The organism is Nonlabens sp. (assembly GCF_047636915.1).
Classification (GTDB): domain Bacteria; phylum Bacteroidota; class Bacteroidia; order Flavobacteriales; family Flavobacteriaceae; genus Nonlabens.
Map to the genome: position 1 here is coordinate 45,993 of NZ_JBLIGN010000002.1, position 26,180 is coordinate 72,172.

Below are 26,180 nucleotides of genomic sequence, written 5' to 3' on the forward strand. Positions count from 1 at the left end.
GGCATATAATTTAAATTAGCATCGGCTGTTTTCTTATACCACCCAGTATTACAAAGATACAGCTCAGAGTTGGTAATTAAAAATCATTCTAAATAAAAGAGATAGATTCTTGTTATTCCGCTTTCGCGAAAGCAAATGAATAATACTTCTTTATAAACTTAAACAAGGTTCCCATAATCAATAGCTTCGATAGATAAAATACTCCGGTTAGCTCCTAATTTAAAGTGTATCACATCGCCCACTTTTGCACCTGTAATAGCCCTAACAATAGGCGTGGTAAAAGCTATTTTTTGCATCGCTACGTTTGCTTCATCTACACCCGTAATGGTCAGCACTTGATTTGTTTTTAAACTTAAATTTTTGAAACTTACCGTTGCTCCAAAACGTATTTCATCTTTTGGCTGATCCTCTAAATGAATGAGGCGCGCAGCGTTCATGCGCTCTTGGAGTAATTTTATCTTTCCTAACGCTAAAGTTTGCTCGCGTCTCCTTTCCTTCTCATCCTCTACGGATACTCCTGCAAAGTCATTTTCTAAGCGCTCCAGCTCCTCTCGTAATTCTCGCATCCCATTGACCGTGACATAATTGATCACGTTATCAGGTAATACAGCTCGCTGTGGAATGACTACTGGTTCTTCTTGATCTCCTTCTCTTACAAAGCCTCTACTCATCTATTGCATACCTCTTTAATAACTCCAGAGTGGTATAATCAAGTGCTTTATCATCTGTAGAAGCGAGCGCAATAGGAGGAGCGACACCAGCTTTCTCTGCGTCTAGCCATCTTAAAATACACAAACACCACTTATCGCCAGCCTTTAACCCAGGGAATTGATAAGCAGGAATAGCTCGAGTGAGATCGTTTCCTTTAGATTTAGTGTACTCCAGAAATTCTTGCGTCATTACAGCACAAACTACATGAGTTCCCTGATCTTCGTTTGCTGTGCGACAGAAACCATCTCTCCAATAACCGGTGATGGGATCATTACAGCAAGATTCTAATGCAGTGCCGAGTACGTTTAAAGCGGTTGATTTTTTAGTAGTTTGTGCCATAGTGCAAATTGGTATTGAGCATATAAGAATGAATATATAGTTAAGCATTATTGTGTTTTTAGTTGAGTCTCTATTCCTATTCAAAAATGACATGAACTCCTCATAAAGCTGCTTACAACGATTATAAAAAACATCAAGACCCTTATAGAATTAATTAAATCGGTCCTTAATCCAGCTCCCTATAAGCTGTAAAGTTACTGGGTCAAAGGTCTCTTCTATCTGCCCATATTCCTCACCGCTTCCAGTTTTAGCATTTTGAAATAAATGATTCAAACCCGGCAAATTTTTTAGAGTCACGTCTTCATTTTTTACTTTCAAAAAAGCAGATTCCATACCAGATAAGTTGCTATCGGAGAGCACTTGATAATCTAACGAACCATTGATTGCTAAAACTGGACAGGTCACTTTTTGCAGATTAATAGCTGGATCATAGGTTAAGAAAAAACGCATCCAGTTGTTCGAGAACTCTTTAGTCATTGCAGTGATAAACGATGGAGAGTATTTAGGTTGTAATGCAGCAGGCGCTTTTGTGGCAGCAGCAGTCATCATTATTTGGAGCTCCTTTTGAAGAGCTTCGTTGCTACTATCAGTAGAAGCAATAATCTTCTTAAAGAGTTGGTCCATAAGGTTCATTTCAAAATCTAGCTCATTCTCTGGAGCACCTGATAACTCTGCTCCTTTTCTCATTTGAGACAATAATACTTGATCACCTCTCAAACCCGGTCCAGCAAGAGACACAAAAAACGCTACATCCTTTTGATTGTTTGCAATAACTATAGGGGCGATCAATCCTCCTTCACTATGACCTATAAGACCTATTTGTTTTTTGTTGATATCCTTACGTGTTTTAAGGTAAGCGATCGCTGCAGCTACATCAGTAGCAAAATCTGCACTGGTGGCTCCTTTTTGTGTTCCCTCTGACGCGGCAACGCCGCGATCATCATAGCGTAGAACGGCGACTCCATTTTTAGTTAAATAATCTGCAAGTACTAAAAAAGGTTTGTGATCAAATAGTTCTTCATTGCGATCTTGAGGTCCTGATCCAGAAATCAAAATAAGCACAGGCGGCCTCTTTACATCCCTAGGAATCGTTAAGGTTCCAGCTAGTTGGATGTTATTTGCTTTCGGATTTGTAAAAAAAACTTCTTCTACTTGGTATGGAAAAGGCGCTTTAGGCTCTTGTGGCCGGTTAGGTGTTAGTTCCTCACGAGCTTTTTTCTCCAGATTCATTTCTGCAGAACCAACACCTTGAGAAAAGGTACCCATAATTTTACCATCTATAAACTCCCCTTCGTATTTAATTTTGTAGGCATGGAGAACTAACGTGATTTTATTACCTTCTACGGTTGCAGTATCCATAGGAAGAAAACTTTTAGATTGCGAAGGGCTTTGCATCTTTGCGGTGTAATTACCTTCTGTATTAGATATTTCAAATACAAGTGGCATTCCTTGAATTCCTCCAGTCCAAGAGCCTTCAAATTCTTGAGAGCATAATCCTATAGAGCAGAATAAAACTATGATATGAATAGTACTGTTTAATATCTTTTTCATAAGGTAGGTATATTTTACAATTCAAAGCTAACGCAATCCAACTAGTCTTCAAGGAATACTACAACAAAGATACTTCCTTCAGTGGTTCTAGTTAATGGAAGCTCCCTTATTATGCTTTCATAATTTGCGCTTTCAACTCGTGTAGTGGTTGCACTCCAGCACCTTTCCATACTTGTTTGCCATTTTTAAAAATCAAAAAAGCAGGCACTCCTCTGATGGAAAATTTAGTTGCTAAAGCCTTGTTTTTATCCACGTCTATTTTCAAAATACGAACCTCCTCTCCCAGGTCCTCTTTTAATTTCTCCAAGACTGGCATCATGGTCTGGCAGGGACCACACCAAGTAGCAAAAAAGTCGATTAACACTGGGATATTACTTTTGGTAAGTTCTTTAAAGCTGGACATAAAATGAATTTGAACTATTAAATTAAAATGGAAATGGATTTCACGAAATTTTCATTGCTTTTACAAAGATAAAAAGGATCAGAAACTTAAATCAAAATGTAGACTTAAATTTAAACTCAAAAACACAACGCTCCGATTTCTGCGATGCAAAAAATGTTGCTAATAAGAAAAAGCCAGCCATAGCGTAAAGGGTTCGGGTAATGTTGCCCGTTTGCTTGTTTTTTAATACCGTTAAAATTAAAATTTAATTAATAAAAGTGGCACGATACCTGTAAAAGTAATTCCTGCAAGAAAGTTAAATAAACATCTAGAAATACATTTAAAAAACCTCAAATATGCTGGGTAATTCCAACCGCATAATTTTCAATAATATTTCCATAGTTCTCCAAGGGATTTCGATTTTCACTAAATAAAACCTTGCAAAAGGACTTTTATTTTGGCAACATGTTGATCAAGAAACGAAAACCCCTAAAGACTTAAACTAAAAGCCGTACTTAAAACTCAGACTTTTGAACTCTTTTAATAATAAAAAAGGTATTGGTCTTTTACAAAATAAATGCTTTTCTGACAATCTACACCTCATTTATTTTTGAATTTAATTCTTTTAAGCACCTTAAAAATCCCTATAAATAAACCTCAATTAGCTGCGCAGTTTTTGCCTTAAAAGAAACCGCTTCAATTCCAGCAGGTAGTAAAAGACATTCTCCTTGAGTCATGGAGTACGTCTGTTTTTCATAAATCAAGGAGGCAGCACCTTTCACACACATATAGATTACAAAAGAGTTCATTTGAGAAAGATCTCTTTGTTGTTTCCCTTTTATCTTTAAGAAATTAGTCTTAAAATAAGGGGAATTAATAAGTTCGTTAGCTTGGTTCTTTGTTCTACTGTAGTCCGTATGATAGGTATCGTGCAGCTCAAAGTCTATAGCTTCTAAGGCCATTTCTGTATGAAGCTCTCTTTTTTTACCGGTTTTTACATCTTTACGATCATAGTCATAAATGCGATAAGTCACATCAGAAGATTGCTGGATCTCTGCAAGAACAACACCTGCTCCTATGGCATGGACACGGCCAGTGGGAATATAAAATGCATCTCCTGCTTTTACTGGAAATTCATTTAAAACATCTGTAATAGTATTATTATCTAAATGTTTTTGATACGAATTCTTATCAATTTGTTCCTTAAAACCTACGGTTATAGTCGCGTCTTCAAAAGAAGGCATGATATACCACATCTCATTTTTACCAAAAGAATCGTGTCGTTCTCTCGCTAGTTTATTATTAGGATGCACTTGTATGGAAAGCGGTTTTTTTGCATCTATAAATTTAATAAGCAAAGGAAACGCTCCACCATACTGCTGGTAAGTGTCTTCTCCAAGAAAATCTGCTTTAAAATCTTTTATTAAATCATTAATTGTTTTCCCTTTATATATTCCATGCTCCACGACAGTTTCACTTTCCGGCACAGCGCTGATTTCCCAAGATTCTCCTATAGAATCCTGATCATAAACTTTATGAAGATCTGTTCGTAATTTATCCCCACCCCATATGCGGTAGTGGAAAACAGGTTTAAATTTTAGGGGATAAAATTTCATTAATGACTTGCTAACTGCATTAACCTGCAATTTAACATATAGGCATCGATATAACTATTGTATGGTCAAAACATATAGCTTTTCGGTTTTTTTTAGCCTTTATATTACACTTTTCGTAGGTTAAGCCTTTACATATTCCAAAAAAGACACCTACAAAAGAGTAACATGATTTTAAATTCCTGGTTTAAGCATAATTTAGCGCAACCATTTCGGAATTTTGCATCTAGAGCATATATACTCAAAACACCTAGGTTTCCGAATTTTCTGCTCTTTCTTTTTCCTTTTCTCTGCGTTAAAATTTACAAGCATAACATAAGCTATGCTAGAAAATTTATGCCTTAACAAAAGAAAAAATAAATCTGCTAAATTCTCTGAAAACCTAAATACGTTGAGTATCACTCAAAACAAAAACCTATGAAAATCAAGACTTTGAATTTATTACTACTAATAACAATAGTGTTTATAACAAGTTGTAATAAGGATGATGATAGCGTAGAAACCAACGATTCTTTTAATGTGACTGTATTAAGAGAAGGAAACAAATGTGGAATGGTCGATGATATTCCTGGCACTCTTGACTATTTAATTGAGTTTGACCAAAACACTACTGATTTACCAATTAGCAATCAAACAATATATTATGCGGCTCATCTACCTGAAAATTATAGAACTGAGAATCTTCAGATTACTATAACTTTTAGGGAACTAAATGAAAATGAAGAGGTTAATTGCGATTCAGCTATAGGTGGAGACGACTATCCTTTCATTTATATTTTAAGTGCCCCTTAATTAAGAGGGGTATCATTTTTAAAACGAACTGCGTCATTGAATCGGTTAAGAATTGTTAATTATTGCGCTTTCGCGAAAGCGAGATAACCATAAGCCTTACCTTTACTCTGCTATGGAATTACCACCTTTAGAAGTTCAAATCAAAACCTTGCCACTTTCTCCAGGAGTCTATTTGTACTTTGATAAAAAAGACAGGTTGCTCTATGTAGGAAAGGCAAAGACACTAAAAAAACGAGTCTCTTCTTACTTCAATAAAAACCACGACAGCTTCCGTATAAAAACGATGGTGAAGAATATTCACCGCATCGAGCATATAGTGGTAGATACAGAAAGCGATGCGCTTTTACTAGAAAACAGCTTGATTAAAAGTCGCAACCCGCGGTATAACATCATGCTGCGCGATGATAAAACCTACCCGTGGCTGGTGATTAAAAAAGAGCGTTTCCCCAGGGTTTTCCTCACTCGTAAAATGATCAAAGATGGCAGCGAATATTATGGCCCCTATACCAGTGTAAGAACCGTTAGAACTTTACTAGAGTTAGTAAAAACTTTATATCCCATACGTACTTGCACCTATGATTTACAGCAGGATAAGATTAATGAAGGCAAATTTAAATTGTGCTTAGAATACCACATCGGTAATTGCAAGGGTCCTTGCACGGGCTTGCAACATGAAGTGCAATACAACAGAAGTATAGAAGCGATAAGAGGCATTGTAAAAGGAGATTTTAAGGAGGCTGTTTCTTATTTTACAGAGTTGATGCAACAGCACGCTGTGGACATGGAGTTTGAAGAGGCGCAACAATTAAAAGAAAAACTTGAAATTCTTACGAGGTACCAAGCTAAATCCACCGTTGTAAACCCTAACATTTCCAATGTAGATATCTTCACCATTGTAAGTGATGAAGCAGCTGGTTATGTGAATTATATTCAAATCAACCATGGATCTATTACTCGTTCACACACTATGGAGCTTAAAAAGCAGCTGGATGAGAGCGATAAAGAACTTTTAGAACTCGCCATAGTAGAATTGCGCAACCGGTTTGACTCACAATCTACAGAAATCTACACACAGTTTGAAGTAGACCTAGGAGAAAAACTTAAGGTGACTGTCCCTAAACTAGGTGATAAAAAAAGAGTGGTAGACTTGTCAGAACGCAATGCAAAATTCTTTAGACAAGAACAGTTCAAAACGATCAAAATTGTAGATCCAGACCGACATACCAATAGGCTCATGATTCAAATGAAAGCCGATTTACATCTGGATGAAGAACCTAGACACATGGAATGTTTTGATAACTCAAACATTCAAGGAACCAATCCTGTTGCGGCCTGCGTAGTTTTTAAAAACGGCAAACCCAGCAAAAAAGAGTACCGAAATTTCAATATAAAAACGGTTGAAGGACCTGATGACTTTGCCAGTATGGAAGAAGTTGTTTACAGACGTTACAGAAGATTGCTAGAAGAAGACCAACCCTTGCCGCAACTAGTCATCGTAGACGGTGGAAAAGGACAACTTTCTAGCGGTGTTACCGCACTGGAAAGATTAGGGTTAAGAGGTAAAATTCCTATTATAGGTATTGCAAAAAGACTGGAAGAACTGTTTTACCCGGATGATTCTGTACCTTTATACCTTGACAAACGTTCTGAATCCTTAAAAATCATTCAGCAAATGCGTAACGAGGCACACCGTTTTGGTATCACACACCATAGAAATAAACGCAGCAAACAGGCTATTGAAACAGAGCTGGATGAAATCCCTGGTGTAGGAGAAAAAACGGTTGTCGATTTGCTAAAGCACTTTAGAAGCGTCAAACGCGTTAAAACAGCAACCAAAAAAGAGTTAATCGAAATAGTTGGAGTTTCTAAAACTCAAAAGATTTTGGATTTTTATAAAAATGAAGAAAAATAGCATCTTATTATTTTTATTTGTTCTCGCGTTAGTAAAGACAAATTACCTAGAAGCGCAAGAAAAGGAACCTTCTTCACTACCTAAAATAGGACTGGTGCTCTCTGGTGGTGGTGCAAAAGGACTGGCTCACATAGGCACATTAAAAGTTATTGATTCCCTTGGTATTAAAGTGGATTATATTGCAGGCACCAGTATGGGCGCGATAATAGGATCTCTTTATGCATCAGGGTATACAGGAAAGCAACTCGACTCCATATTTAAAACCGTGGATTTTGATAAAATTATATCTGACGAGATCCCGCGCAGTTCAAAAACCTATTATGAACGCAGAAACAACGAGCGCTACGCCGTGACTTTACCTTTCAAAGATTTCAAGGTTAGATTACCATCTTCTTTAAGTAAAGGACAAAATATTTATGACTTCCTTTCTAGATTACTATTTCATGTAAAAGATACCGACAATTTTAAGCTCCTACCTATTCCGTTTCTCTGTATTGCCACAGATATTACGACAGGAAAAGAGGTTGTTCTAGAGAGTGGCTACTTGCCTAAAGCTGTAAATGCTAGTGGTGCATTACCATCTCTTTTTGCTCCTGTACAGATAGATGGCAGGTTACTTATCGATGGTGGTGTTACTGATAATTACCCGATTGATAAATTAAAAGAACGCGGTATGGACATTATCATAGGTGTGGATGTTCAAGACGATTTAAAGTCTCTTAAAGAATTAAATAGTGCCCTAGACATTTTAACGCAAATCAATAATTTTCATACGATCAACGACATGAAGGTTAAAGCTCCTCAAACCGATGTTTATATCGTTCCTGATATAACTACTTTTAACGTCGTATCTTTTGATCAAGGAGAACAACTTATTAAGGAAGGTGAAATTGCGGCTCAGAATAAATCAAAACAGCTGCAGCCTTTAAGCACTCGTAATTACCAAAAACCCGATTTAAAGATAAGTCCTAATGACACTATTTATATTGATCGAATCGATGTATATGGAAATAAAGACTATACAAGATCTTATGTAATTGGAAGGTTTAAAGTCAAAATTCCTGGACTAGTTTCTTACCAAGATTTGAGAAATGGCATCAGCAACCTTCAAGCGACAGATAATTTTGCCAAAATTAATTATGAAGTTTTTACTGATGATAATGGCTCTACTCTAGAAATAGACCTGGTGGAGAGTCAAGTGCGCAACTATTTACGTTTAGGCGTTCATTATGATGAATTGGTGGGCAGTGCAGCGCTGATTAATCTATCCCGGAAGAATTTTCTTTTAGATAACGATATTATTTCGGTAGACTTTATAATCGGAGATAAACTTAGATACAATTTTGACTATTATATTGATAAAGGAAGGTATTGGTCCATAGGATTGCACAGTGAGCACATTGAAGTTGAACACGATGTGAGTGCTTCTTTTGTACAGGAAGTAGGCAACTCTGGCCCTATAGGAGTAAACAGCCTCGAGATCAAATACAACGACTGGACGCAGCAGTTTTTTGTACAAACTAGACTCTACAAATCAATAAACTTCATTGTTGGCGCAGAAATAAAGGCACTCAACATCTTTACAGAAACATTAGAAACCACAGATCCTGATAATAATATTACCGAGTATTCAAACGGCACATTTGGAAGTATATACGGTAAAGTTTTAGTAGATTCCTATGATAACGCACAATTCCCTTCTTCCGGATGGAAAGTAGACGGTGATTTTCATTTGTATCTTTTTAATTCAGAATTTGGAGAACGATTTAGAGAATTCTCCATAGCACAATTAGAAGTAGGTCATGCGCATAGTCTTGGGAATCTAACTCTGAGAGGTAACGCTCATGTTGGAATTACCATCGGCGATGCAGACAACTCTGCTTTAGACTTTACCTTAGGTGGTTACGGTTCTCGTAGAATAAATAACCTGATCTCTTTTTATGGTTATGATTTTATAAGTATCAGCGGTGACACCATGATAAAATTTTTACTAGAAGCAGATTATGAAATTTTTAAAAAGAATCATCTCATTTTCAGTGCTAATATTGCTAATGCTCAAGACGATTTATTTGACCGAAATGACTGGTTTAGTAATGCCCGTTACACAGGTTATGCCATAGGTTATGGTATAGAAACTTTCTTAGGACCAATAGAATTAAAATACAGCTTTACGCCACAAGATAGTGATGGACAAATATTTGTCAACTTAGGCTTTAAATTTTAAAAGCTCTGTTTTCCCGAAAACCATACTATTACCCTTTTCACTGCTTTTTTTGAGACTTTTAACTATTGATCAGTCAAATAAACCGATTAAATCATGGAATGATCTAAAGAATTTACGAAATTTGAATGATTTAACTTTTAACTATGCCTTTCTACCATAAATTGGGTACCATACCGCCCAAAAGACATACACAATTCAGAAAGCCTGATGGCTCGCTTTATTCAGAACAACTGTTTGGAACTATAGGTTTTGACGGTATGTCCACCAACTCTTATCATGTTTATAGACCTACCATGGTTAAAGAGATTAAAGGCCAGTATAGTGTCAAACCAGAAATAGCACTTGAAAATCACATTAAATCCTACCGGCTAAAAGGTTTTCAAATCAAACCGGAAGCAGATTATCTAAAAAGCCGTAAGACCGTATTGATCAATAGTGATGTAGCTATTATTCTTGCAGCGCCACAAGAGTCTACTAAAGACTATTTCTATAAAAATAGTGATGCAGACGAGTTGCTTTTTATCCACAAAGGAACAGGTACTTTGCGCACTCATTTAGGAAATCTAGAATTTAAATACGGTGACTACCTATTGATTCCAAGGGGTATTATTTATAAAATTGACTTTGACACGGCAGATAATAGGCTGTTTATAGTAGAAAGTAGACGTCCTATTTACACTCCTAAAAAATATAGAAACTACTTTGGCCAATTGCTAGAACATTCGCCGTATTGTGAGCGGGACCTGAGAAGACCAGAAACTCTAGAAACACATGATGAGAAAGGTGATTTTTTAATTAAAGTTAAAAAACAAGATGATATTTTTGATATGGTATACGCCTCACATCCATTTGATGTAGTGGGATATGATGGTTATAATTTTCCTTATGCCTTTTCTATTCATGATTTTGAACCTATAACTGGTCGCATCCACCAGCCGCCACCAGTGCATCAAACTTTTGAGACGGATGCTTTTGTGGTATGTAGTTTTGTTCCTAGATTATACGATTATCATCCTAATAGCATTCCCGCACCATATAACCACAGTAATATAGATAGCGATGAGGTTCTTTATTATGTAGACGGTGATTTTATGAGCCGAACGGATATAGAAGCTGGACATATAAGTTTGCATCCCTCAGGAATCCCGCACGGTCCGCATCCAGGTTCTGTTGAAAAAAGCATAGGAAAAACAAAAACTGGAGAACTCGCTGTAATGGTAGATACCTTTAAACCTTTAATGGTTACAAAAGAAGGACTTGAAATTGCTGATGACAGTTACCATAAAAGCTGGTTAGAATAATTTAATAGTGCTCTAAAATTTAACCTTGGAACAAAACAATCCCAATTATAAAAATCAAACGCGGCCGCCCGGAAATTCTGGACAGCAGCAAAATCAAGGGAATTACCAATTCCCCTATCAAGGAGAGAAATTACCAGGAGACCCTAGTGCTATAAGCTTAGGAATTGTTTCCTTGGTTTTACTCTTTATCGGGTGTTTATGTTATGGAATTCCAGCCGTAATTACTTTAATTTTTAGTATCATAGGCTTAGTCATCGCAAATAAAAACCTTAAAACGTATCATGCAGATCCTACTAAATACAGTCAAAGTAGTTTGAAAAGCATTAACATTGGAAAGATTCTAAGCATTATAGGTGTTGCGCTATCTAGTGTAGTCTGTTTGATACTCCTCATAATTGCCCTGTTCTTTGGCAGTATTTTGGCTGCTGCAATGGATGGCGAATTTGATACTTTTAAAGGTTTTGAAAATCAACAAAATGAATCCATTTCTAGTGATAAAGAATCCCCCTCTGAAGAGGAGTGGAAATACGATGATGAAGAAGAACTAGATTCCTTAGAAACAGAAACTGATTCCGTTTTACAAATAGAAGAAATTTCCATTGAAAACGTCATTGAAAAATAAAAGTCGCATGCTATTTAAAAGGATAGATATAACGCCTCATTTACGAGCCATGTGGTAGTATAGGTTAGCCTCACTATTACAATTGCTCGTATTGCTATTCTTTAATTATTCTAAAAAAAACATTATGTCCACCGAAATCAAAAAACTAAAAGACCTACAAAATACAGAATATTCACTTAAAAAACTTTTTAAAGAAGCCGAGGACTTTCTTCCACTTCTAGGAACGGATCATGTAGAACTGTATGTAGGTAATGCAAAACAAAGTGCCCATTTTTATAAAACTGCATTTGGTTTTCAGTCAGAAGCTTATGCGGGCTTAGAAACAGGACTTAAAGACCGAGTTTCTTATGTGCTGAAACAAGGTAAAATCAGATTAGTTTTGACTACGCCTTTATTAAAAGATGGAGCACTTAACGAGCATATCAATCTTCACGGTGATGGCGTAAAAGTTGTTGCTCTTTGGGTAGAGGACGCTAGAAAAGCATTTGAGGAAACTACTAAAAGGGGTGCAAAACCATATTTAGAACCTACAGTAGAAAAAGATGAACATGGTGAAGTTGTAAAAGCTGGAATCTATACCTATGGAGAAACCGTTCATATGTTTATAGAGCGTAAAAATTACAAGGGCATTTTTCTTCCTGGTTTTAAAAAATGGGACTCACATTACAATCCAGAGCCCGTGGGTCTTAAATTTATAGATCACATGGTAGGAAACGTAGGCTGGAATGAAATGAATACGTGGTGTAAATTCTATGGAGAAGTTATGGGGTTTGCGCAAATAATCTCCTTTGCAGACGATGATATTGCGACAGACTACACTGCGCTAATGAGCAAGGTAATGAGTAATGGCAATGGCAGGGTTAAATTCCCAATCAACGAACCAGCTAAAGGAAAGAAAAAATCTCAAATTGAAGAATATTTAGACTTTTACAACGGCCCAGGGGTTCAACACATAGCCGTTGCTACAGATGATATTGTGGCTACAGTTAGTGCCATGAGAGATCGTGGTGTAGAATTTCTCTATGTTCCAGAAGAATATTATGATGATCTTATAGAACGAGTAGGAGAAATAGATGAAGATGTAGAAGTTCTTAAAAAACATGGAATTCTTATAGATAGAGACGAAGAAGGATATTTGCTTCAACTTTTTACTAAAACCGTAGTAGATAGACCCACTATGTTTATAGAAGTGATTCAGCGAAAAGGGGCACAGTCCTTTGGAGTAGGAAACTTTAAAGCATTGTTTGAAGCTATAGAAAGAGAACAAGCTTTACGAGGTACTTTATAATAGATGATAATTCAATACTTATCATTTTGGAATGAACTTTGTAATTAGAATATTGTGGCACTAATTCACAATCAACTCATATATATGAAAAAGGTTATTTTTTTAATGATGTCCGTCTTTGTAACTAGCACTGCTTTTACACCAGGCACCGAATTCACAGAAGCTACACAGCAAGTAGCCTTTGAGGATGGCGAGTGGTTTAAATTTAGAATTCATTACGGTGTTTTTAATGCGAGCTATGCAGAAATGAAAATCGAAAAAGCAAGACTCAAAGGGAAACCTGTCTATCATATCAAAGGAAAAGGGAAGTCTACCGGCTTGCTTCATTTGTTTTTTAAGGTAAATGACAAGTATGAAACGTATATAGATCGTGAAACAGTGAAGCCCTATCGTTTTATTCGTAAAATAGATGAAGGTGGTCACACAAAAAATATCCAGATAGACTTTAATCATGAAGCAGGTACAGCGATTGTCCATGATAAAAAACATAAAGAAAAAACTACTGTTAACATAGAACCATCTACGCAGGACATGATGAGTGCCTTCTATCATTTAAGAAATATGGTAGATATTAAAACTTTAAAATTAGGAGACGAATTTACCTTACCTATGTTTTTTGATAAAGAAAACTTTAATTTTAAACTGAGTTACTTAGGAGAAGAAGAGGTAAAAACAAAATTTGGTAGAGTAGCTTCTCTTAAATTTAGACCCTATGTGCAATCCGGTCGTGTATTTAAAGAAGAAGAAAGCTTAACCGTATGGATTTCAAAAGATGAAAATAAAATACCTTTAAAGATACAGGCAAAACTTGCCGTAGGATCACTTACTGCTGACCTTGAGGCTTTTAAAGGGCTTAAACATTCTTTTAAAATTATCGCAGATTAATACGCGTTTATTCCCCTTGCACTGAGGTGATTGCAGACCATATCGCTTTAAGGTTAATTATAGTTAAGACAGTAGGCCTTAAAATTGATAAAATCGGCTAGGTTCATTACTTTTACATATTGATACCTACACCTAATGTCAGAAGAAATTAGCGCTGAAATTGCCCAGCGAATTAAATTACTTGAAAATAAATTTAAAAACTCCGGTCAGGACATGCTATCCTACCTAGACGGATTGCTTTATGACACTTACACAACGTATTGGGACTACATACGCCTAGACACTTTACTGAGTCTTCAAGTACCTTCTACCGAGTTTCCGGACGAGATGATTTTTATAAGCTATCATCAAATCACAGAGTTATACTTCAAACTTATTATTCATGAGCAGACTCAAATCATTGAAAATAGCCATCTCACAGGAACTTTTTTTACAGAAAAAGTATGGCGCATAAATCGCTATTTTACTGTTCTCATCGACTCTTTTGACGTAATGATAAAAGGAATGGAACGAGAGCAATTTCTTAAATTCAGGATGTCCTTACTTCCTGCAAGTGGTTTTCAAAGTGCCCAATTTAGAATGATAGAGTTTTACAGTACTGATCTAATTCATCTGGTTCATGCTTCTGTTAGATCTGGCTTTCACAAAAGCGAAATGAAAAATACGCCTCTAGAATTATTTGAAAATATCTATTGGAAACAAGGCGGTATTGATATGAATACAGGAGAAAAAACACTCACACTAAAACAGTTTGAAAAACGTTATACGCCTAGATTTATAAGAATCGCAACACAAGTGGAAAATACCAACTTAAATCAGCGTTATTTATCTCTTTCTAAAGAAGAAAAAACACCCGAGCTTCAAGAAGCGTTGCGAACATTAGATCAAAATACAAATATCAATTGGAAACTCGTGCATACAGGGGCTGCTCACCGATATTTGCGTAAAGAAGGAGAAGCCATAAAAGCAACCGGAGGAACGAACTGGAGAGAATTTCTACCACCTAGCTTTCAAAAGATCTCTTTTTTTCCTTCCGTTTGGACAGAGGAAGAACATAAGAATTGGGGAAAGCAATGGGTAGATCACGTTTTAAATATAAAATAAATGACCAAAAGATATTTCATCGTTGGAGTAGCATTAGCTTTAGGCTTTACTTCTTGTAAAAACGATAACGGAACGCAAATCGAAGAGTACGTTGAATCAATACCTGTGGTAATTGAACCGATAATGAAGTACGGTTTTGATCTGAATAAATTCGAGATCATCGCAGACACGGTTGAGAACGGAGCCACATTCAATGACCTTATAATTAGTCATATAGTTGAAGGGCAAAGCGCTTATCTAACTGCAAATAGGCTCAATGAGATTTATGATTTGCGAAGAATACAAGCTGGGAAGCCTTTTAAAATATTGAAAAGAAAAGACAGTCTCGGTACCCCAGAGGTTTTTATTTATGAGCCTACGAAATTAGATTACTTAGTAGTTAACTTTAATGACACCATTGCTGCGTACAGGGATAAACATCCTATTTCATTTAAAAGAAAAACAGCAAGTGGCATTATCAACTCCACTCTATCAGAAGCCATGGCAGACGAGGGTCTCGGACTAACTGCTATTTATGAACTTTCTGACATTTATAGATGGTCTATTGATTTCTTTAAGTTACAAAAAGGAGATCGTTTCAAGATGATCTACAAAGAACGCTACATCAACGACTCTATTTATGCTGGAATAGAAGCTATAGAAGCAGCCGTTTTCGAAACTGATGACACCCCTTTTTATGCCTTTGATTACCTCACTGACTCCATAACTGGCATGAGTGATTATTATGATGATAATGGTAAAACACTTAGAAGTTTTTTCCTGAAAGCTCCTGTGAACTATTCAAGAATATCCTCTCGTTTTACTAAAAGAAGATTCCATCCAGTTCAAAAAAGATGGAAAGCACACAAAGGAACCGATTATGCAGCAGGCTACGGAACTCCTATTGTTGCTACGGCAAATGGAACTGTCACTAAATCTGGCTATACTGGAGGCAATGGTAATTATGTAAAAATAAAACACAGCGGCACCTACTCTACTCAATACCTTCACATGACCAAACGCAAAGTAAAAGTAGGACAGCGTGTAAAACAAGGACAGATTATAGGAACTGTAGGAAGCACAGGACTAGCTACTGGACCTCATGTTTGTTATCGGTTTTGGGTCAATGGAAGACAGGTCGACCCCTACAAACAAAACTTGCCAAGCGCAGAGCCTTTACCTAAAGCAAAAATGAAGGAATACCTTCATTTTGTGGCTCCATTAAAAGAAGAAATAGATCGATTGCCCTTCAAAGAAAGCGACCCTATTATTTAAACCAGCCCCTACCACCAAATTTATTACCCCAGTATCTTTTTAGAATTCCTAATAACATGAAAAACACCAACCCTACTTCTACCGAGGCATGGAAAGCGCTCGCAGATCATTATAAAACTGCAAAAAATTTCAACCTAAAAGAAGCCTTTCAAAATAATCCTGATCGTGCAAAAGAGCTGACCATACATGAAGGAGGTTTTTATGTAGACCTTTCTAAAAACTTGATTCTTAAAGAAACACAACATAAATTAGTGGCCCTCGCTAACGAATGTGATCTTACAGAAGCCATTGAATCCTATTTTAATGGAGAAAAAATAAATGCAACGGAAAATCGTGCTGTTTTACATACCGCACTGAGAACTGACCAGACGCATTCTAAAGTAGGAGAGAATGCAAAGGCAGCTATCGCCAGTAAAGAAAAAATGTTTGCTTTTGTAGACGCAGTGAATAATGGACAAATCACTGCTGCCAATGGAAAGAAGTTTGATACCGTAGTAAATATAGGGATAGGTGGCAGTGACCTTGGACCTGTAATGATTTATGAAGCCATGCAAGCATATAAAAATGAATTAACACTTCATTTTATATCTAACGTAGAAGGCGATCATGTGGAAGAGGTGTTAAAAAAGATCCATCCAGAAACAACATTATTTGTAATTGTTTCTAAATCTTTTGGAACACAGGAAACACTCACGAACTCTACAACCATCAGAAATTGGTTTACGAATAAAGTTAATGCCGCAGCAGTTGCAAAACATTTTATCGCTGTGAGTAGTAATGTGCAAAGAGCTGTAGATTTCGGTATAGATCAAAAAAATATCTTTCCTATGTTTGACTGGGTAGGTGGACGTTTCTCCTTATGGAGCACTGTAGGTATGTCTGTAGCCCTTGGAATAGGATCAAAAAACTTTCAAGGCCTACTCGATGGAGCCCAAGAAATGGATACCCATTTCAAAAACACCTCTTTTGATAAAAATATCCCGGTGCAACTCGCCTTATTAACCATCTGGTACAATAATTTTTTTGAAGCACAGAGTGAAGCGGTAATTCCCTACACACAATACCTACATAGATTTCCAGCTTATCTTCAACAAGCTATCATGGAAAGTAATGGTAAAAGCGCAGACCGTAACGGGAATCGCGTAAATTATGAAACTGGCAATATTGTTTGGGGGGAACCAGGTACCAACTCACAACACGCCTTTTTTCAATTACTCCATCAAGGCACTAAATTGATACCTGCTCATTTTATCGCTTTCGCGAAAGCGAAATACAATCATCCAGATCACCACAATAAGCTTATGGCAAATTTCTTTGCCCAAACAGAAGCTTTGATGAACGGTAAAACTAAAAAAGAGGCTAAAGAAGATTTAACAAATTCTGGAAAGTCAAGTACTGAAATTGAAAAACTAGTTCCTTTCAAAGTATTTGAGGGAAACAAACCTACAACAACCATTCTTATTGATGAGCTTACGCCGCAAAGTCTAGGTAAACTGGTCGCTATGTATGAACACAAGATATTTGTAGAAGGAGTAATTTGGAATATATACAGTTATGATCAATGGGGCGTAGAATTAGGAAAAGTCCTTGCAGACGCAATTCTAAATGACATAGAACACTCAAAGTATGACGGCCATGACTCCAGTACAAAAGCACTTTTACAAAAATTTTACAGTCTAAATAATTAAATTTTTGTTTTTCAGTTAATAAGTGTTAACAAATGCTTTATTTCTTAATGTTAGCTTAATATGGGTTTGGTGTAATTCCATGTACTTTCGCATTTTTAAAACTTAACTCATTCTGAAATGAACAGAAAATTACACTTTTTATTTGCAATTGGGCTTTTCTTAAGCGCCATGACAGTTAGTGCACAGGTTACTACCTCAAGCATAAACGGTCGTATCATGGAAAACATCGATACCGCACAAGAGCCTCTTTTAGGAGCAACCATCGTCGCAGTACATGGTCCTACAGGAACGAATTATGCTACTTCTACCGACATAGAAGGCTATTATCGTATTTCAAACATGCGAGTAGGCGGACCCTACACCATTACTTTTACTTACGTAGGTAAGAGAGAGCAAAAGCTAGAAAACATCTTTCTTCAATTAGGAGAATCGGAAAGAATCAGTATCACCCTAACCGATGAATCTAATGCTCTAGACGCTATAGTAATTAATGCCGTTAGAGATGGTATTTTTGATTCTGGTAAAACAGGAGCTGAAACTAACATTTCTCAGCGCGACATCAATACCATGCCTTCTGTAACGAGAGGAATAGGTGATTTTTTAAGAAAAACTCCTCAAGCTCAAGTTTCTGAGGGTGGAGCGATTTCTATCGCTGGCCAAAACAACCGTTACAACTCTATTTTTATTGATGGTGCGGTAAACAATGACGTTTTTGGTCTTGCTGGTTCTGGTACTAATGGTGGTCAAATAGGTGTGAATCCAATCTCCATCGATGCGATTGAATCTTTTCAAGTAAACGTCGCTCCTTTTGACGTAAGGCAATCAGGTTTTACTGGTGGTGCTATTAACGCCATTACTCGTTCTGGTACGAACGAAGTAAAAGGAAGTGCTTATTTCTATACGCGCAACCAAAACCTTGCTGGAAAAACTCCTGTAGGAATCAGTGAAGATAACCGTGAGAAATTAGATGACTTTACAGCAAATCTTTATGGAGTGCGCGTAGGCGGACCTATCATTAAGGATAAATTGTTTTTCTTTGTAAATGCAGAGGTTCAAAGAGAAGAAGAGCCAAGACCTTTTGAATCTGATATATACAATGGAGACAGCAGTATTGCCGAAATCAATACCTTAAGAGACAACATCATCAACACCTTCAATTACAATCCTGGAGGTTATGAAAACACCATTACAAAGCTGAATAGTGAGAAATTCACCATCAAGTTAGATTATAACCTTGATGACAAGAACACGATCACAGCAAAGCATAACTATGTAAAAGGGGAATCTATTTCTCCAAGCCAAAGTAACAACAGAAACATCAATTTTGCCAACGCAGGTATCTTTTTCCCTTCAGAGACTAATTTCTCTACACTAGAGTGGAATACTACTAACGGTAAAAATTTATCTAACAATTTAATTCTTAGTTACACCTCTGTAAATGACAACCGTGATCCAATTGGAAGTCCGTTTCCAAGAGTACAGATAAATGACGGTGATGGTAGAATTACATTTGGTTCTGAAGCATTTTCAACAGCTAACATTCTAGAACAAAACATATTTACAGTTACCAACAACTTTGAGGTGTCTAAAGGAGCTCACAACATGACTTTCGGAGGTAACTTTGAAAACTATGCCATTAGAAATGTATTTGTAAGACAAAATTATGGTCAATACACATTTGACTCTCTTGCAGATTTCAACACGTATTTTGATAATGATGCTACCAACGACGCTTTGGCAGATTCTTATTTCCATTCCTACTCTTTAGTGGATCCCGCTGGAACTTCTGGAGATGATATTCAAAATGCTGCTGCTGAATTCCAATATTCTCAATTAGGTCTTTACGCACAGGATGAATGGAGTATTACTGGTGACTTCAAATTAACTTACGGGGTACGTTTTGACGTTCCTTTTTGGGAAAATGGAGCGGCAAATGATGATTTCAATAACAGATCAGTAGCCCTACTTGAAGCAGAAGGTTATGATTTAGAAGGCGCACGTGTAGGTAAGAAAATCAAAAGTCAAATACACGTTTCTCCTCGTGCAGGTTTTAACTGGGATGTAAATGGTAGCGGTAAAACGCAAATTCGTGGTGGTCTAGGAATTTTTACTTCTAGAGTTCCTTTAGTATGGCCAGGTGGAATCTATAACAACAATGGACTGAGTGTAGGGGAAGCTAATGCATTTGGCAGCCAAACTTTTGTTGCAGATCCTAATAACCAACCATTAAACGGTTCTCCTGCTCCTGGAAGTAATGCTGTAGGTGGACAAATAGATATCTTTGCTCCAGACTTCAAATTACCACAAGTAATGAAGTACAACATCGGTATTGATCAAAAAACAAATATTTGGGGATTGATTGTAGGTGCAGATTTCTTGTACAACGATAACATCAACAATGTGTTCTATCAAAACGTAAACCTTGCACAATCAACAGAATCATTGAACAACGCTGATGGGCGTCCATTCTATGATCGTGGTGATGAAATAGATGATACTTACTCTAGAGTTATATTAGCAACTAACACTAACGAAGGATGGTCTTATAACGGTACATTTACGGTTAGTAAGCCTTTTGAAAATGGTTTTGGTGGTCAGGTTTCTTACTCTTATGGACAAGGTAAATCTGTCTTTGAAGGTACTTCTTCACAAAACAGTTCTCAATGGAGAGGTGTAGCAACTGTTAATGGTAAGAATACTGCTGGTGTAGGTAATTCAGAATTTGCATTTGGACATAGAGTTTCTGCTAACGCTTCTTATGAAATAAAGTGGAATGAGAACCTTAAAACTACTTTTGGTATGTTCTACAATGGACAACAAGGTGGTACGCTCAACTATATTTATCAAGGAAGAGACCTCTTAAATGATGACTCTAATGATAACGCGTTGTTTTACATCCCAAGAGACGCAAGCGAAATCAACTTAGTGGACAACAATGGTATTACTGCTGCTGACCAGTGGGCAGCTCTTGATGCTTACATAGACAGCAACGATTATTTAAACGAGCGTCGTGGTGATTATGCAGAACGTAACGGAGATCGCGGACCATGGAATCACATCGTTGATTTAAAGGTTCTTCAAGATTTCAGCTTGAACTTTAATGATAAGGAACATACCTTCCAACTATCTCTAGACGTATTTAACTTCTTCAACTTCTTGAACAAAGATTGGGGAGAGCAAAGATTTATTAGTTCTAACGTAGGTATTGTAGAGGTAGAAAGAAATGGAGTAGATCCAGAATTCTCTTTCAACCCTAACTTTGCTGAAGGACTTGAGATTATTGATGACGCAGGTACTCGCTCTTCCAGATGGCAAATGCAAGTAGGTCTTAGATATATCTTTAACTAAGAGTTACTTTCAACATAATTTCAAGAACCCTACTCAAAACGAGTAGGGTTCTTTGTTTTTGAAGTATTTTTGACCTAAATAATTTGACATGTACGACGTATTAAAATCAGCGCACTCTGGATGGGCATACCTTCTTTTACTAGTTCTAGCCGTTGCCACCATAAATTCAATTATTGGCTTTGTAGGCAAGAAAGAATTCGGTAATAAAGACTTTAGTCTAGCACTTGTGGGCCTCATAGTAACACACATACAGTTGCTCATAGGTATTGTATTGTATTTCACTCCACAAAATTTGGGGAGGTGGGAAGGATTTGAAATGAGCAACTCTGCTATAAGGTTGCTATTGATAGAACACCCTTTGGTAATGATCATTGCTGTAACCTTGCTTACTATAGGTTACTCAAAACACAAAAAGAAAATCGTTAGTAAGGGTAAATTTAAGATGTTGGCAATTTTTTATACGTTGGCATTTCTAGCTGTTGTATCTAGGCTACCTTGGTCACAGTGGCTGTAGGAATGCTTTACCGCTACTTTCGCGAAAGCATACCAAACACAAACGCCTCGATCATTAATTTGATCGAGGCGTTTTTATGATTCCTATTTTGTGTCATTCAACTAAAAAAGAATTGTGATTTCAAAATATATAAGCCTGGTGATCCATATTCTTATTACACCTCTACGGAAACCGGCATAATCGCATTCAGTATATCATAAACACGATCTACCGTGCGCACATTCTCTACGGTAAGTAACAATCGCAACCCAGCACGTGTTTGCTTTTCTTTCATTCTCAAAATCTTTGGATTGTTCTGTACTGCTTTGAGTACTCTGGAGAACGATTCACTTTGATAGAAACCACTTTTCTGGTCAGAAATAAAATATCCTACAAACTTCCCTTCTTTCATCACAATCTTCTCTAAACCTAATCGCGTAGCCACCCACTTGATTCTAACACTAGTTAAAAGATTCTCAGCTTCCTCGGGCAGCTCTCCAAATCGATCTGTAAGCTCCCTCTTATAGGTGTCTAAACCTTTTTCATCTTGTACCTCATTGAGCTTTGAATAGAGCACAAGTCGCTCTGAAATAGAATTGATATAATCATCTGGAAAAAGCAATTCAAAATCAGAGTCTACAGTTACGTCAGTTACATGCTTCTTCTCTACATTATTTGTCTCATAAAGATCTGCAAACTCATTTTCCTTTAACTCTGTGATAGCTTCACTTAGGATTTTTTGATACGTATCAAAACCGATCTCATTGATAAAACCGCTTTGTTCTCCACCCAAAATATCTCCAGAACCCCTTATTTCTAAATCTTTCATCGCAATATTAAAACCACTTCCTAAATCTGAAAACATTTCTAAGGCTTGAATGCGCTTTCTGGCGTCTTCTGTCATCACTTCATAGGGTGGCGTTATAAAGTAACAAAATGCTTTCTTATTGCTCCGACCTACCCGTCCGCGCATTTGGTGCAAGTCTGACAGTCCGAAGTTGTTAGCACTATTGATGAAAATGGTATTGGCATTAGGAACATCCAGACCACTTTCAATAATGGTGGTAGAAACCAGTACATCAAACTCTCCGTTGATAAAGTCCAGCATCAAGTTTTCTAGCTTCTTTCCTTCCATCTGTCCGTGTCCTATTCCTATTTTAGCATCTGGAACAGATCGTTGTATCATCCCGGCAACTTCTTTGATGTTTTCAATGCGATTGTGTACAAAAAACACCTGACCACCACGAGAGATTTCATAACTAATGGCGTCCCGTATCGTTTCTTCACTAAAACGCACCACTTTAGTCTCTACAGGATGTCGGTTAGGCGGCGGCGTTTTAATCACACTTAAATCACGGGCTGCCATCAATGAGAATTGTAACGTTCGCGGGATAGGGGTCGCTGTAAGTGTAAGCGTGTCTATGTTTTCTTTAAGCGTTTTGAGTTTGTCCTTTACCGCCACGCCAAATTTCTGTTCTTCATCAATAATTAGCAAGCCTAAATCTTTAAAAACTATAGATTTACTAACCAATTGATGCGTCCCGATGACGATATCTATAGAACCGTTTTCTAATCCTTCGAGCACTACTTTGCGTTCCTTAGTGGTTCTAAATCTATTCAGATAATCCACTTTAACAGGAAGGTCTGCAAGGCGTTCTTTAAAAGTTCTCGCATGCTGAAAAGCAAGGATCGTTGTAGGCACAAGAATGGCTACCTGTTTTCCATTTACCGCTGCTTTAAAAGCGGCTCTTATAGCCACTTCTGTCTTTCCAAAACCTACATCCCCACAAACCAATCGGTCCATAGGGCGATCGCTTTCCATATCTTTTTTTACATCATCCGTAGCGGTAATTTGATCTGGAGTATCTTCATAAATAAAGCTAGCTTCGAGCTCGTTTTGTAGATAACCATCTGGAGCATACTGAAATCCTTTTTGCGCACGACGTTTTGCATAGAGTTTGATCAAGTCAAAAGCAATTTGCTTTACTCTGGTCTTGGTTTTTGCCTTTAGCTTTTTCCAAGCTGGACTGCCTAACTTATATACCTTAGGCGGCTTTCCATCCTTACTGCTGTATCGAGTGATCTTGTGTAACGAGTGAATGGAAACGTACAAAATATCGCGCTCCCCATAAACCAACTTGATCGCTTCCTGTTTTTTACCATTTACATCAATCTTTTGCAGCCCACCAAATTTGCCAATTCCATGGTCGATATGCGTCACATAGTCTCCTATAACTAACGTATTGAGTTCTTTTAAAGTAATTGCCTGCTTTTTTGCGTAACCATTCTTTAAATTAAACTTGTGGTAGCGGTCAAATATTTGATGATCTGTGTAACAGACCAATCGCAAATCATGACTGATAAAACCCCGATACAACGGCATCACAAGGGTTTCATACTGCACCTCTGTCTTCATATCCTCAAAAATGTCATGAAAACGTTTTGCCTGCTGTTCACTGCTGCAAAACAGATAATTGTAATAACCATCCGCTTCATTTTCCTTCAAATTTTCAATAAGCATATCAAATTGCTTATTAAAAGATGGTTGCGGCGATGTTTTGTAGACCACTACTCCATTACCTGTGGTAAACTCTATATGATTGTATTCTTTAAGCTGGGATTTCATCAGCTTGCTATCACTAAATATTTGCTGAGGCAATAACTGCCTCACCTCACCTTGTAATTGATTGTATGCATCTTCTGCTTTCGCGAAAAGCAAATCCACACGACCGTACAATACATCCACATTCATCGTAAAAATGACCGTGTTATTAGAAAGGTACTTTAAAAAGGTCTCCCGAGTTTCGTCAGACTGTTGATGTTCCACATTTGGAATAATAGAGATCTTTTTAGTCTGTTCTTTTGAGAGTTGCGTTTCTACATCAAAAACACGGATGGAATCGATTTCATTTCCAAAAAACTCTATGCGATACGGCTCATCATTTGAGAAAGAAAATACATCCAAAATACCACCACGAACAGAAAACTCTCCTGGATCTGTTACAAAATCAACACGCTTAAATTTATATTCAAACAGCACCTCATTTGCAAATTCAATAGAAATCTGATCCCCTACTGCAATTTTCAGTGTGTTTTTTTCTAACTCTTTACGAGTGACTACTTTCTCAAAGAGCGCATCTGGATAAGTGACAATAACAGCGGGCTTCTTACGCGAATTAATTCTGTTGAGAACCTCAGCACGCAAGAGAACATTGGCATTATCTGTTTCTTCAATCTGATAAGGCCGTCGGTAACTTCCTGGATAAAACAGCACGTTATCCTCACCGATCATTTTCTCCAAATCGTTCAAATGAAACGCGGCTTCTTCTTTATCGTTACAAACAAGCATAAAAGGCTTATCAGTATCTTTAAAAACAGCATTAAGCACCATGGAAATCGAACTTCCTTTAAGTCCGCTTATTGTTGCAGACCCCTGGGACTGTGCAACAATTTTTCTCAAGATTTGCGTTTGTGCAGCCTTTGAGAATTGGTTTAGAATAGTAGTAAAACTCATATTAGATGAACAAAGATACGTCGTGAATATAGCCTAACGAGAATATTGAGATTTCTTTAATAATAGATGCCTTTAAGATGAGGAATACCTGTGCAAAAATAACTTTATTGTGGCTTGAAATAAAAAATATAGAGCATCAATTAGAAGCTTTTCATTCCATCAATTTTTTAAAAGGATTTGTCTTAAAATTTCTAGCACCATGAATAGCTATAACTAGGGTTAAAATACTGGCGAGAATAATGGCTAGATAGGCAATTTGATTCGTCGCGAGCTTACTTATTCCATCCATAGGCGTTCTAAACCTGCTAAATATTGCCACAAGCGCCCAAACTCCTACTAATGCAAATTCTCTCATATTGCGATAAATAACCATTCCTAGATTCACCAGAAAGGCAACAAAAATCATAAGCAAAGTGATGTAAACTTGAGTCGTAACAGCAATATCATAAGTACCGTTTAACCAGGCGGCAATATTTGCTATGGTAGCAACACTTATCCAGCCAGAATACAAAGACAGCGGCCACCATACAAAAGCAATGATAGGGAAAGGAGCATCCCATATTTCCATATCAAGCTGTCGCACACACATTAACAAACAGAATAAAATTCCTAGCATCATCACTACAGAAGCTGCAATATGCTCATCCAGCCACAACGCAACCCATAAACCACAAAATATATTTGCTGCTAGAAACCAAGTACTGGTTGTTTGTATAAAATCTGTTTTGTAATTCTTCTTCTCTGCCTGGTGGCTTTTGGAAAAAGAAACATATACCCCGTAAATTCCAAAAACTAATAACATCACGAAAATAATTCCCCAAATAGAAAAGGCATAAGAAGCTGGAGTAAATAAATTATCATACTCAGCACTAAGTTCTCCTACGCTTTTGCCATTGTAGTTTCCTGTGTTAGCGTATCCATTCCAGACAATAAGAATGAGGACACTTAATAAATTTAAAATGGAAGTGGTTTTTCTAGACATTTGATAAAGATAGGTAGTTCTTACAGTAATCATTGAGCTCTAATTAAAATTAAGGCCTGTTTTCAAGCTTTTATAAAAAAATGTGAGTTCGCAACCTCTATTTATTCAACGCATCGCGGTCCTATTTGCCCTTATTTTTCCGACGCCAACACAGATACTTGGTCACTGCGCAAACCT

Annotated in this window: 19 protein-coding genes; 12 read left to right on the forward strand and 7 right to left on the reverse strand. The window is 37.0% G+C overall.

Annotated features, from left to right (window positions below; all coding sequences use genetic code 11):
• Nucleotides 1-158: 158 nt before the first annotated feature.
• From ACJAT0_RS00725 to ACJAT0_RS00745, 5 genes are all read right to left on the reverse strand, one after another.
• Nucleotides 159-671, reverse strand: a complete 513-nt coding sequence (locus tag ACJAT0_RS00725) for a GreA/GreB family elongation factor (protein ID WP_415180101.1) — start codon at nt 669-671, stop codon at nt 159-161.
• Nucleotides 664-1,050: a DUF2237 family protein gene (locus ACJAT0_RS00730; protein ID WP_415180102.1), complete on the reverse strand. Its 387-nt coding sequence runs from the start codon at nt 1,048-1,050 to the stop codon at nt 664-666. Before ACJAT0_RS00730 ends, ACJAT0_RS00725 begins: the two co-directional genes overlap by 8 nt.
• Nucleotides 1,051-1,200: 150 nt before the next feature.
• The gene (locus ACJAT0_RS00735; protein WP_415180103.1) at nt 1,201-2,601 is read right to left on the reverse strand and encodes an alpha/beta hydrolase family protein; all 1,401 of its coding nucleotides are present in this window, start codon (nt 2,599-2,601) and stop codon (nt 1,201-1,203) included.
• Nucleotides 2,602-2,710: 109 nt separating this feature from the next.
• Entirely contained in the window at nt 2,711-3,004 is a 294-nt protein-coding gene (trxA, locus tag ACJAT0_RS00740) for a thioredoxin (RefSeq protein WP_374003106.1), read from the reverse strand.
• 623 nt (nt 3,005-3,627) lie between these two features.
• Nucleotides 3,628-4,599, reverse strand: coding sequence for a type I phosphomannose isomerase catalytic subunit (locus ACJAT0_RS00745; RefSeq protein WP_415180104.1), 972 nt, complete (start codon nt 4,597-4,599; stop codon nt 3,628-3,630).
• A 414-nt stretch (nt 4,600-5,013) separates the two neighbouring features.
• On the opposite strand from ACJAT0_RS00745, the gene ACJAT0_RS00750 reads away from it, so the two are divergent.
• From ACJAT0_RS00750 to ACJAT0_RS00805, 12 genes are all read left to right on the forward strand, one after another.
• Complete coding sequence (locus ACJAT0_RS00750) at nt 5,014-5,388, forward strand: hypothetical protein (protein ID WP_415180105.1); 375 nt, start codon at nt 5,014-5,016, stop codon at nt 5,386-5,388.
• Nucleotides 5,389-5,500: 112 nt separating this feature from the next.
• Complete coding sequence (gene uvrC / locus ACJAT0_RS00755; RefSeq protein WP_374003216.1) at nt 5,501-7,300, forward strand: excinuclease ABC subunit UvrC; 1,800 nt, start codon at nt 5,501-5,503, stop codon at nt 7,298-7,300.
• Nucleotides 7,287-9,524 (forward strand): patatin-like phospholipase family protein, encoded by a 2,238-nt coding sequence (locus ACJAT0_RS00760; RefSeq protein WP_415180106.1) that lies wholly within the window; start codon nt 7,287-7,289, stop codon nt 9,522-9,524. The genes uvrC and ACJAT0_RS00760 overlap by 14 nt, the downstream gene beginning before the upstream one ends.
• 143 nt (nt 9,525-9,667) lie before the next feature.
• Nucleotides 9,668-10,825 (forward strand): homogentisate 1,2-dioxygenase, encoded by a 1,158-nt coding sequence (locus ACJAT0_RS00765; protein ID WP_374003214.1) that lies wholly within the window; start codon nt 9,668-9,670, stop codon nt 10,823-10,825.
• Between the two features lie 25 nt (nt 10,826-10,850).
• The gene (locus ACJAT0_RS00770) at nt 10,851-11,447 is read left to right on the forward strand and encodes a CCC motif membrane protein (protein ID WP_415180107.1); all 597 of its coding nucleotides are present in this window, start codon (nt 10,851-10,853) and stop codon (nt 11,445-11,447) included.
• Nucleotides 11,448-11,571: 124 nt separating this feature from the next.
• Nucleotides 11,572-12,735, forward strand: coding sequence for a 4-hydroxyphenylpyruvate dioxygenase (gene hppD, locus ACJAT0_RS00775; RefSeq protein ID WP_415180108.1), 1,164 nt, complete (start codon nt 11,572-11,574; stop codon nt 12,733-12,735).
• A gap of 84 nt (nt 12,736-12,819) precedes the next feature.
• Nucleotides 12,820-13,620 carry a DUF3108 domain-containing protein gene (locus ACJAT0_RS00780; RefSeq protein ID WP_415180109.1) on the forward strand — a complete coding sequence of 267 codons (801 nt, stop codon included), beginning with the start codon at nt 12,820-12,822 and terminating at the stop codon, nt 13,618-13,620.
• Between the two features lie 135 nt (nt 13,621-13,755).
• Nucleotides 13,756-14,724 (forward strand): tryptophan 2,3-dioxygenase family protein, encoded by a 969-nt coding sequence (locus tag ACJAT0_RS00785; RefSeq protein WP_415180110.1) that lies wholly within the window; start codon nt 13,756-13,758, stop codon nt 14,722-14,724.
• Nucleotides 14,725-15,978, forward strand: a complete 1,254-nt coding sequence (locus ACJAT0_RS00790; protein WP_415180111.1) for a M23 family metallopeptidase — start codon at nt 14,725-14,727, stop codon at nt 15,976-15,978. It abuts the gene before it with no gap.
• Nucleotides 15,979-16,034: 56 nt separating this feature from the next.
• Entirely contained in the window at nt 16,035-17,666 is a 1,632-nt protein-coding gene (pgi, locus tag ACJAT0_RS00795; protein WP_415180112.1) for a glucose-6-phosphate isomerase, read from the forward strand.
• A 117-nt stretch (nt 17,667-17,783) separates the two neighbouring features.
• On the forward strand, nt 17,784-21,014 hold the full coding sequence (locus ACJAT0_RS00800; RefSeq protein ID WP_415180113.1) for a TonB-dependent receptor: 3,231 nt from the start codon (nt 17,784-17,786) through the stop codon (nt 21,012-21,014).
• Nucleotides 21,015-21,102: 88 nt separating this feature from the next.
• Nucleotides 21,103-21,528 (forward strand): hypothetical protein, encoded by a 426-nt coding sequence (locus ACJAT0_RS00805; RefSeq protein WP_374003206.1) that lies wholly within the window; start codon nt 21,103-21,105, stop codon nt 21,526-21,528.
• A gap of 154 nt (nt 21,529-21,682) precedes the next feature.
• On the opposite strand, the gene mfd is transcribed toward ACJAT0_RS00805, so the two are convergent.
• Complete coding sequence (mfd, locus tag ACJAT0_RS00810) at nt 21,683-25,021, reverse strand: transcription-repair coupling factor (protein WP_415180114.1); 3,339 nt, start codon at nt 25,019-25,021, stop codon at nt 21,683-21,685.
• A 151-nt stretch (nt 25,022-25,172) separates the two neighbouring features.
• Nucleotides 25,173-26,036 carry a hypothetical protein gene (locus ACJAT0_RS00815; protein WP_415180115.1) on the reverse strand — a complete coding sequence of 288 codons (864 nt, stop codon included), beginning with the start codon at nt 26,034-26,036 and terminating at the stop codon, nt 25,173-25,175.
• Between the last annotated feature and the right edge of the window lie 144 nt (nt 26,037-26,180).

What these genes read in the sequence shown, in the direction of transcription:
- ACJAT0_RS00725 (WP_415180101.1), bottom strand. Translation starts at nt 671, where the DNA reads ATGAGTAGAGGCTTTGTAAGAGAAGGAGATCAAGAAGAACCAGTAGTC.
- ACJAT0_RS00730 (WP_415180102.1), bottom strand. Translation starts at nt 1,050, where the DNA reads ATGGCACAAACTACTAAAAAATCAACCGCTTTAAACGTACTCGGCACT.
- ACJAT0_RS00735 (WP_415180103.1), bottom strand. Translation starts at nt 2,601, where the DNA reads ATGAAAAAGATATTAAACAGTACTATTCATATCATAGTTTTATTCTGC.
- trxA (WP_374003106.1), bottom strand. Translation starts at nt 3,004, where the DNA reads ATGTCCAGCTTTAAAGAACTTACCAAAAGTAATATCCCAGTGTTAATC.
- ACJAT0_RS00745 (WP_415180104.1), bottom strand. Translation starts at nt 4,599, where the DNA reads ATGAAATTTTATCCCCTAAAATTTAAACCTGTTTTCCACTACCGCATA.
- ACJAT0_RS00750 (WP_415180105.1), top strand. Translation starts at nt 5,014, where the DNA reads ATGAAAATCAAGACTTTGAATTTATTACTACTAATAACAATAGTGTTT.
- uvrC (WP_374003216.1), top strand. Translation starts at nt 5,501, where the DNA reads ATGGAATTACCACCTTTAGAAGTTCAAATCAAAACCTTGCCACTTTCT.
- ACJAT0_RS00760 (WP_415180106.1), top strand. Translation starts at nt 7,287, where the DNA reads ATGAAGAAAAATAGCATCTTATTATTTTTATTTGTTCTCGCGTTAGTA.
- ACJAT0_RS00765 (WP_374003214.1), top strand. Translation starts at nt 9,668, where the DNA reads ATGCCTTTCTACCATAAATTGGGTACCATACCGCCCAAAAGACATACA.
- hppD (WP_415180108.1), top strand. Translation starts at nt 11,572, where the DNA reads ATGTCCACCGAAATCAAAAAACTAAAAGACCTACAAAATACAGAATAT.
- ACJAT0_RS00780 (WP_415180109.1), top strand. Translation starts at nt 12,820, where the DNA reads ATGAAAAAGGTTATTTTTTTAATGATGTCCGTCTTTGTAACTAGCACT.
- ACJAT0_RS00785 (WP_415180110.1), top strand. Translation starts at nt 13,756, where the DNA reads ATGTCAGAAGAAATTAGCGCTGAAATTGCCCAGCGAATTAAATTACTT.
- ACJAT0_RS00790 (WP_415180111.1), top strand. Translation starts at nt 14,725, where the DNA reads ATGACCAAAAGATATTTCATCGTTGGAGTAGCATTAGCTTTAGGCTTT.
- pgi (WP_415180112.1), top strand. Translation starts at nt 16,035, where the DNA reads ATGAAAAACACCAACCCTACTTCTACCGAGGCATGGAAAGCGCTCGCA.
- ACJAT0_RS00800 (WP_415180113.1), top strand. Translation starts at nt 17,784, where the DNA reads ATGAACAGAAAATTACACTTTTTATTTGCAATTGGGCTTTTCTTAAGC.
- ACJAT0_RS00805 (WP_374003206.1), top strand. Translation starts at nt 21,103, where the DNA reads ATGTACGACGTATTAAAATCAGCGCACTCTGGATGGGCATACCTTCTT.
- mfd (WP_415180114.1), bottom strand. Translation starts at nt 25,021, where the DNA reads ATGAGTTTTACTACTATTCTAAACCAATTCTCAAAGGCTGCACAAACG.
- ACJAT0_RS00815 (WP_415180115.1), bottom strand. Translation starts at nt 26,036, where the DNA reads ATGATTACTGTAAGAACTACCTATCTTTATCAAATGTCTAGAAAAACC.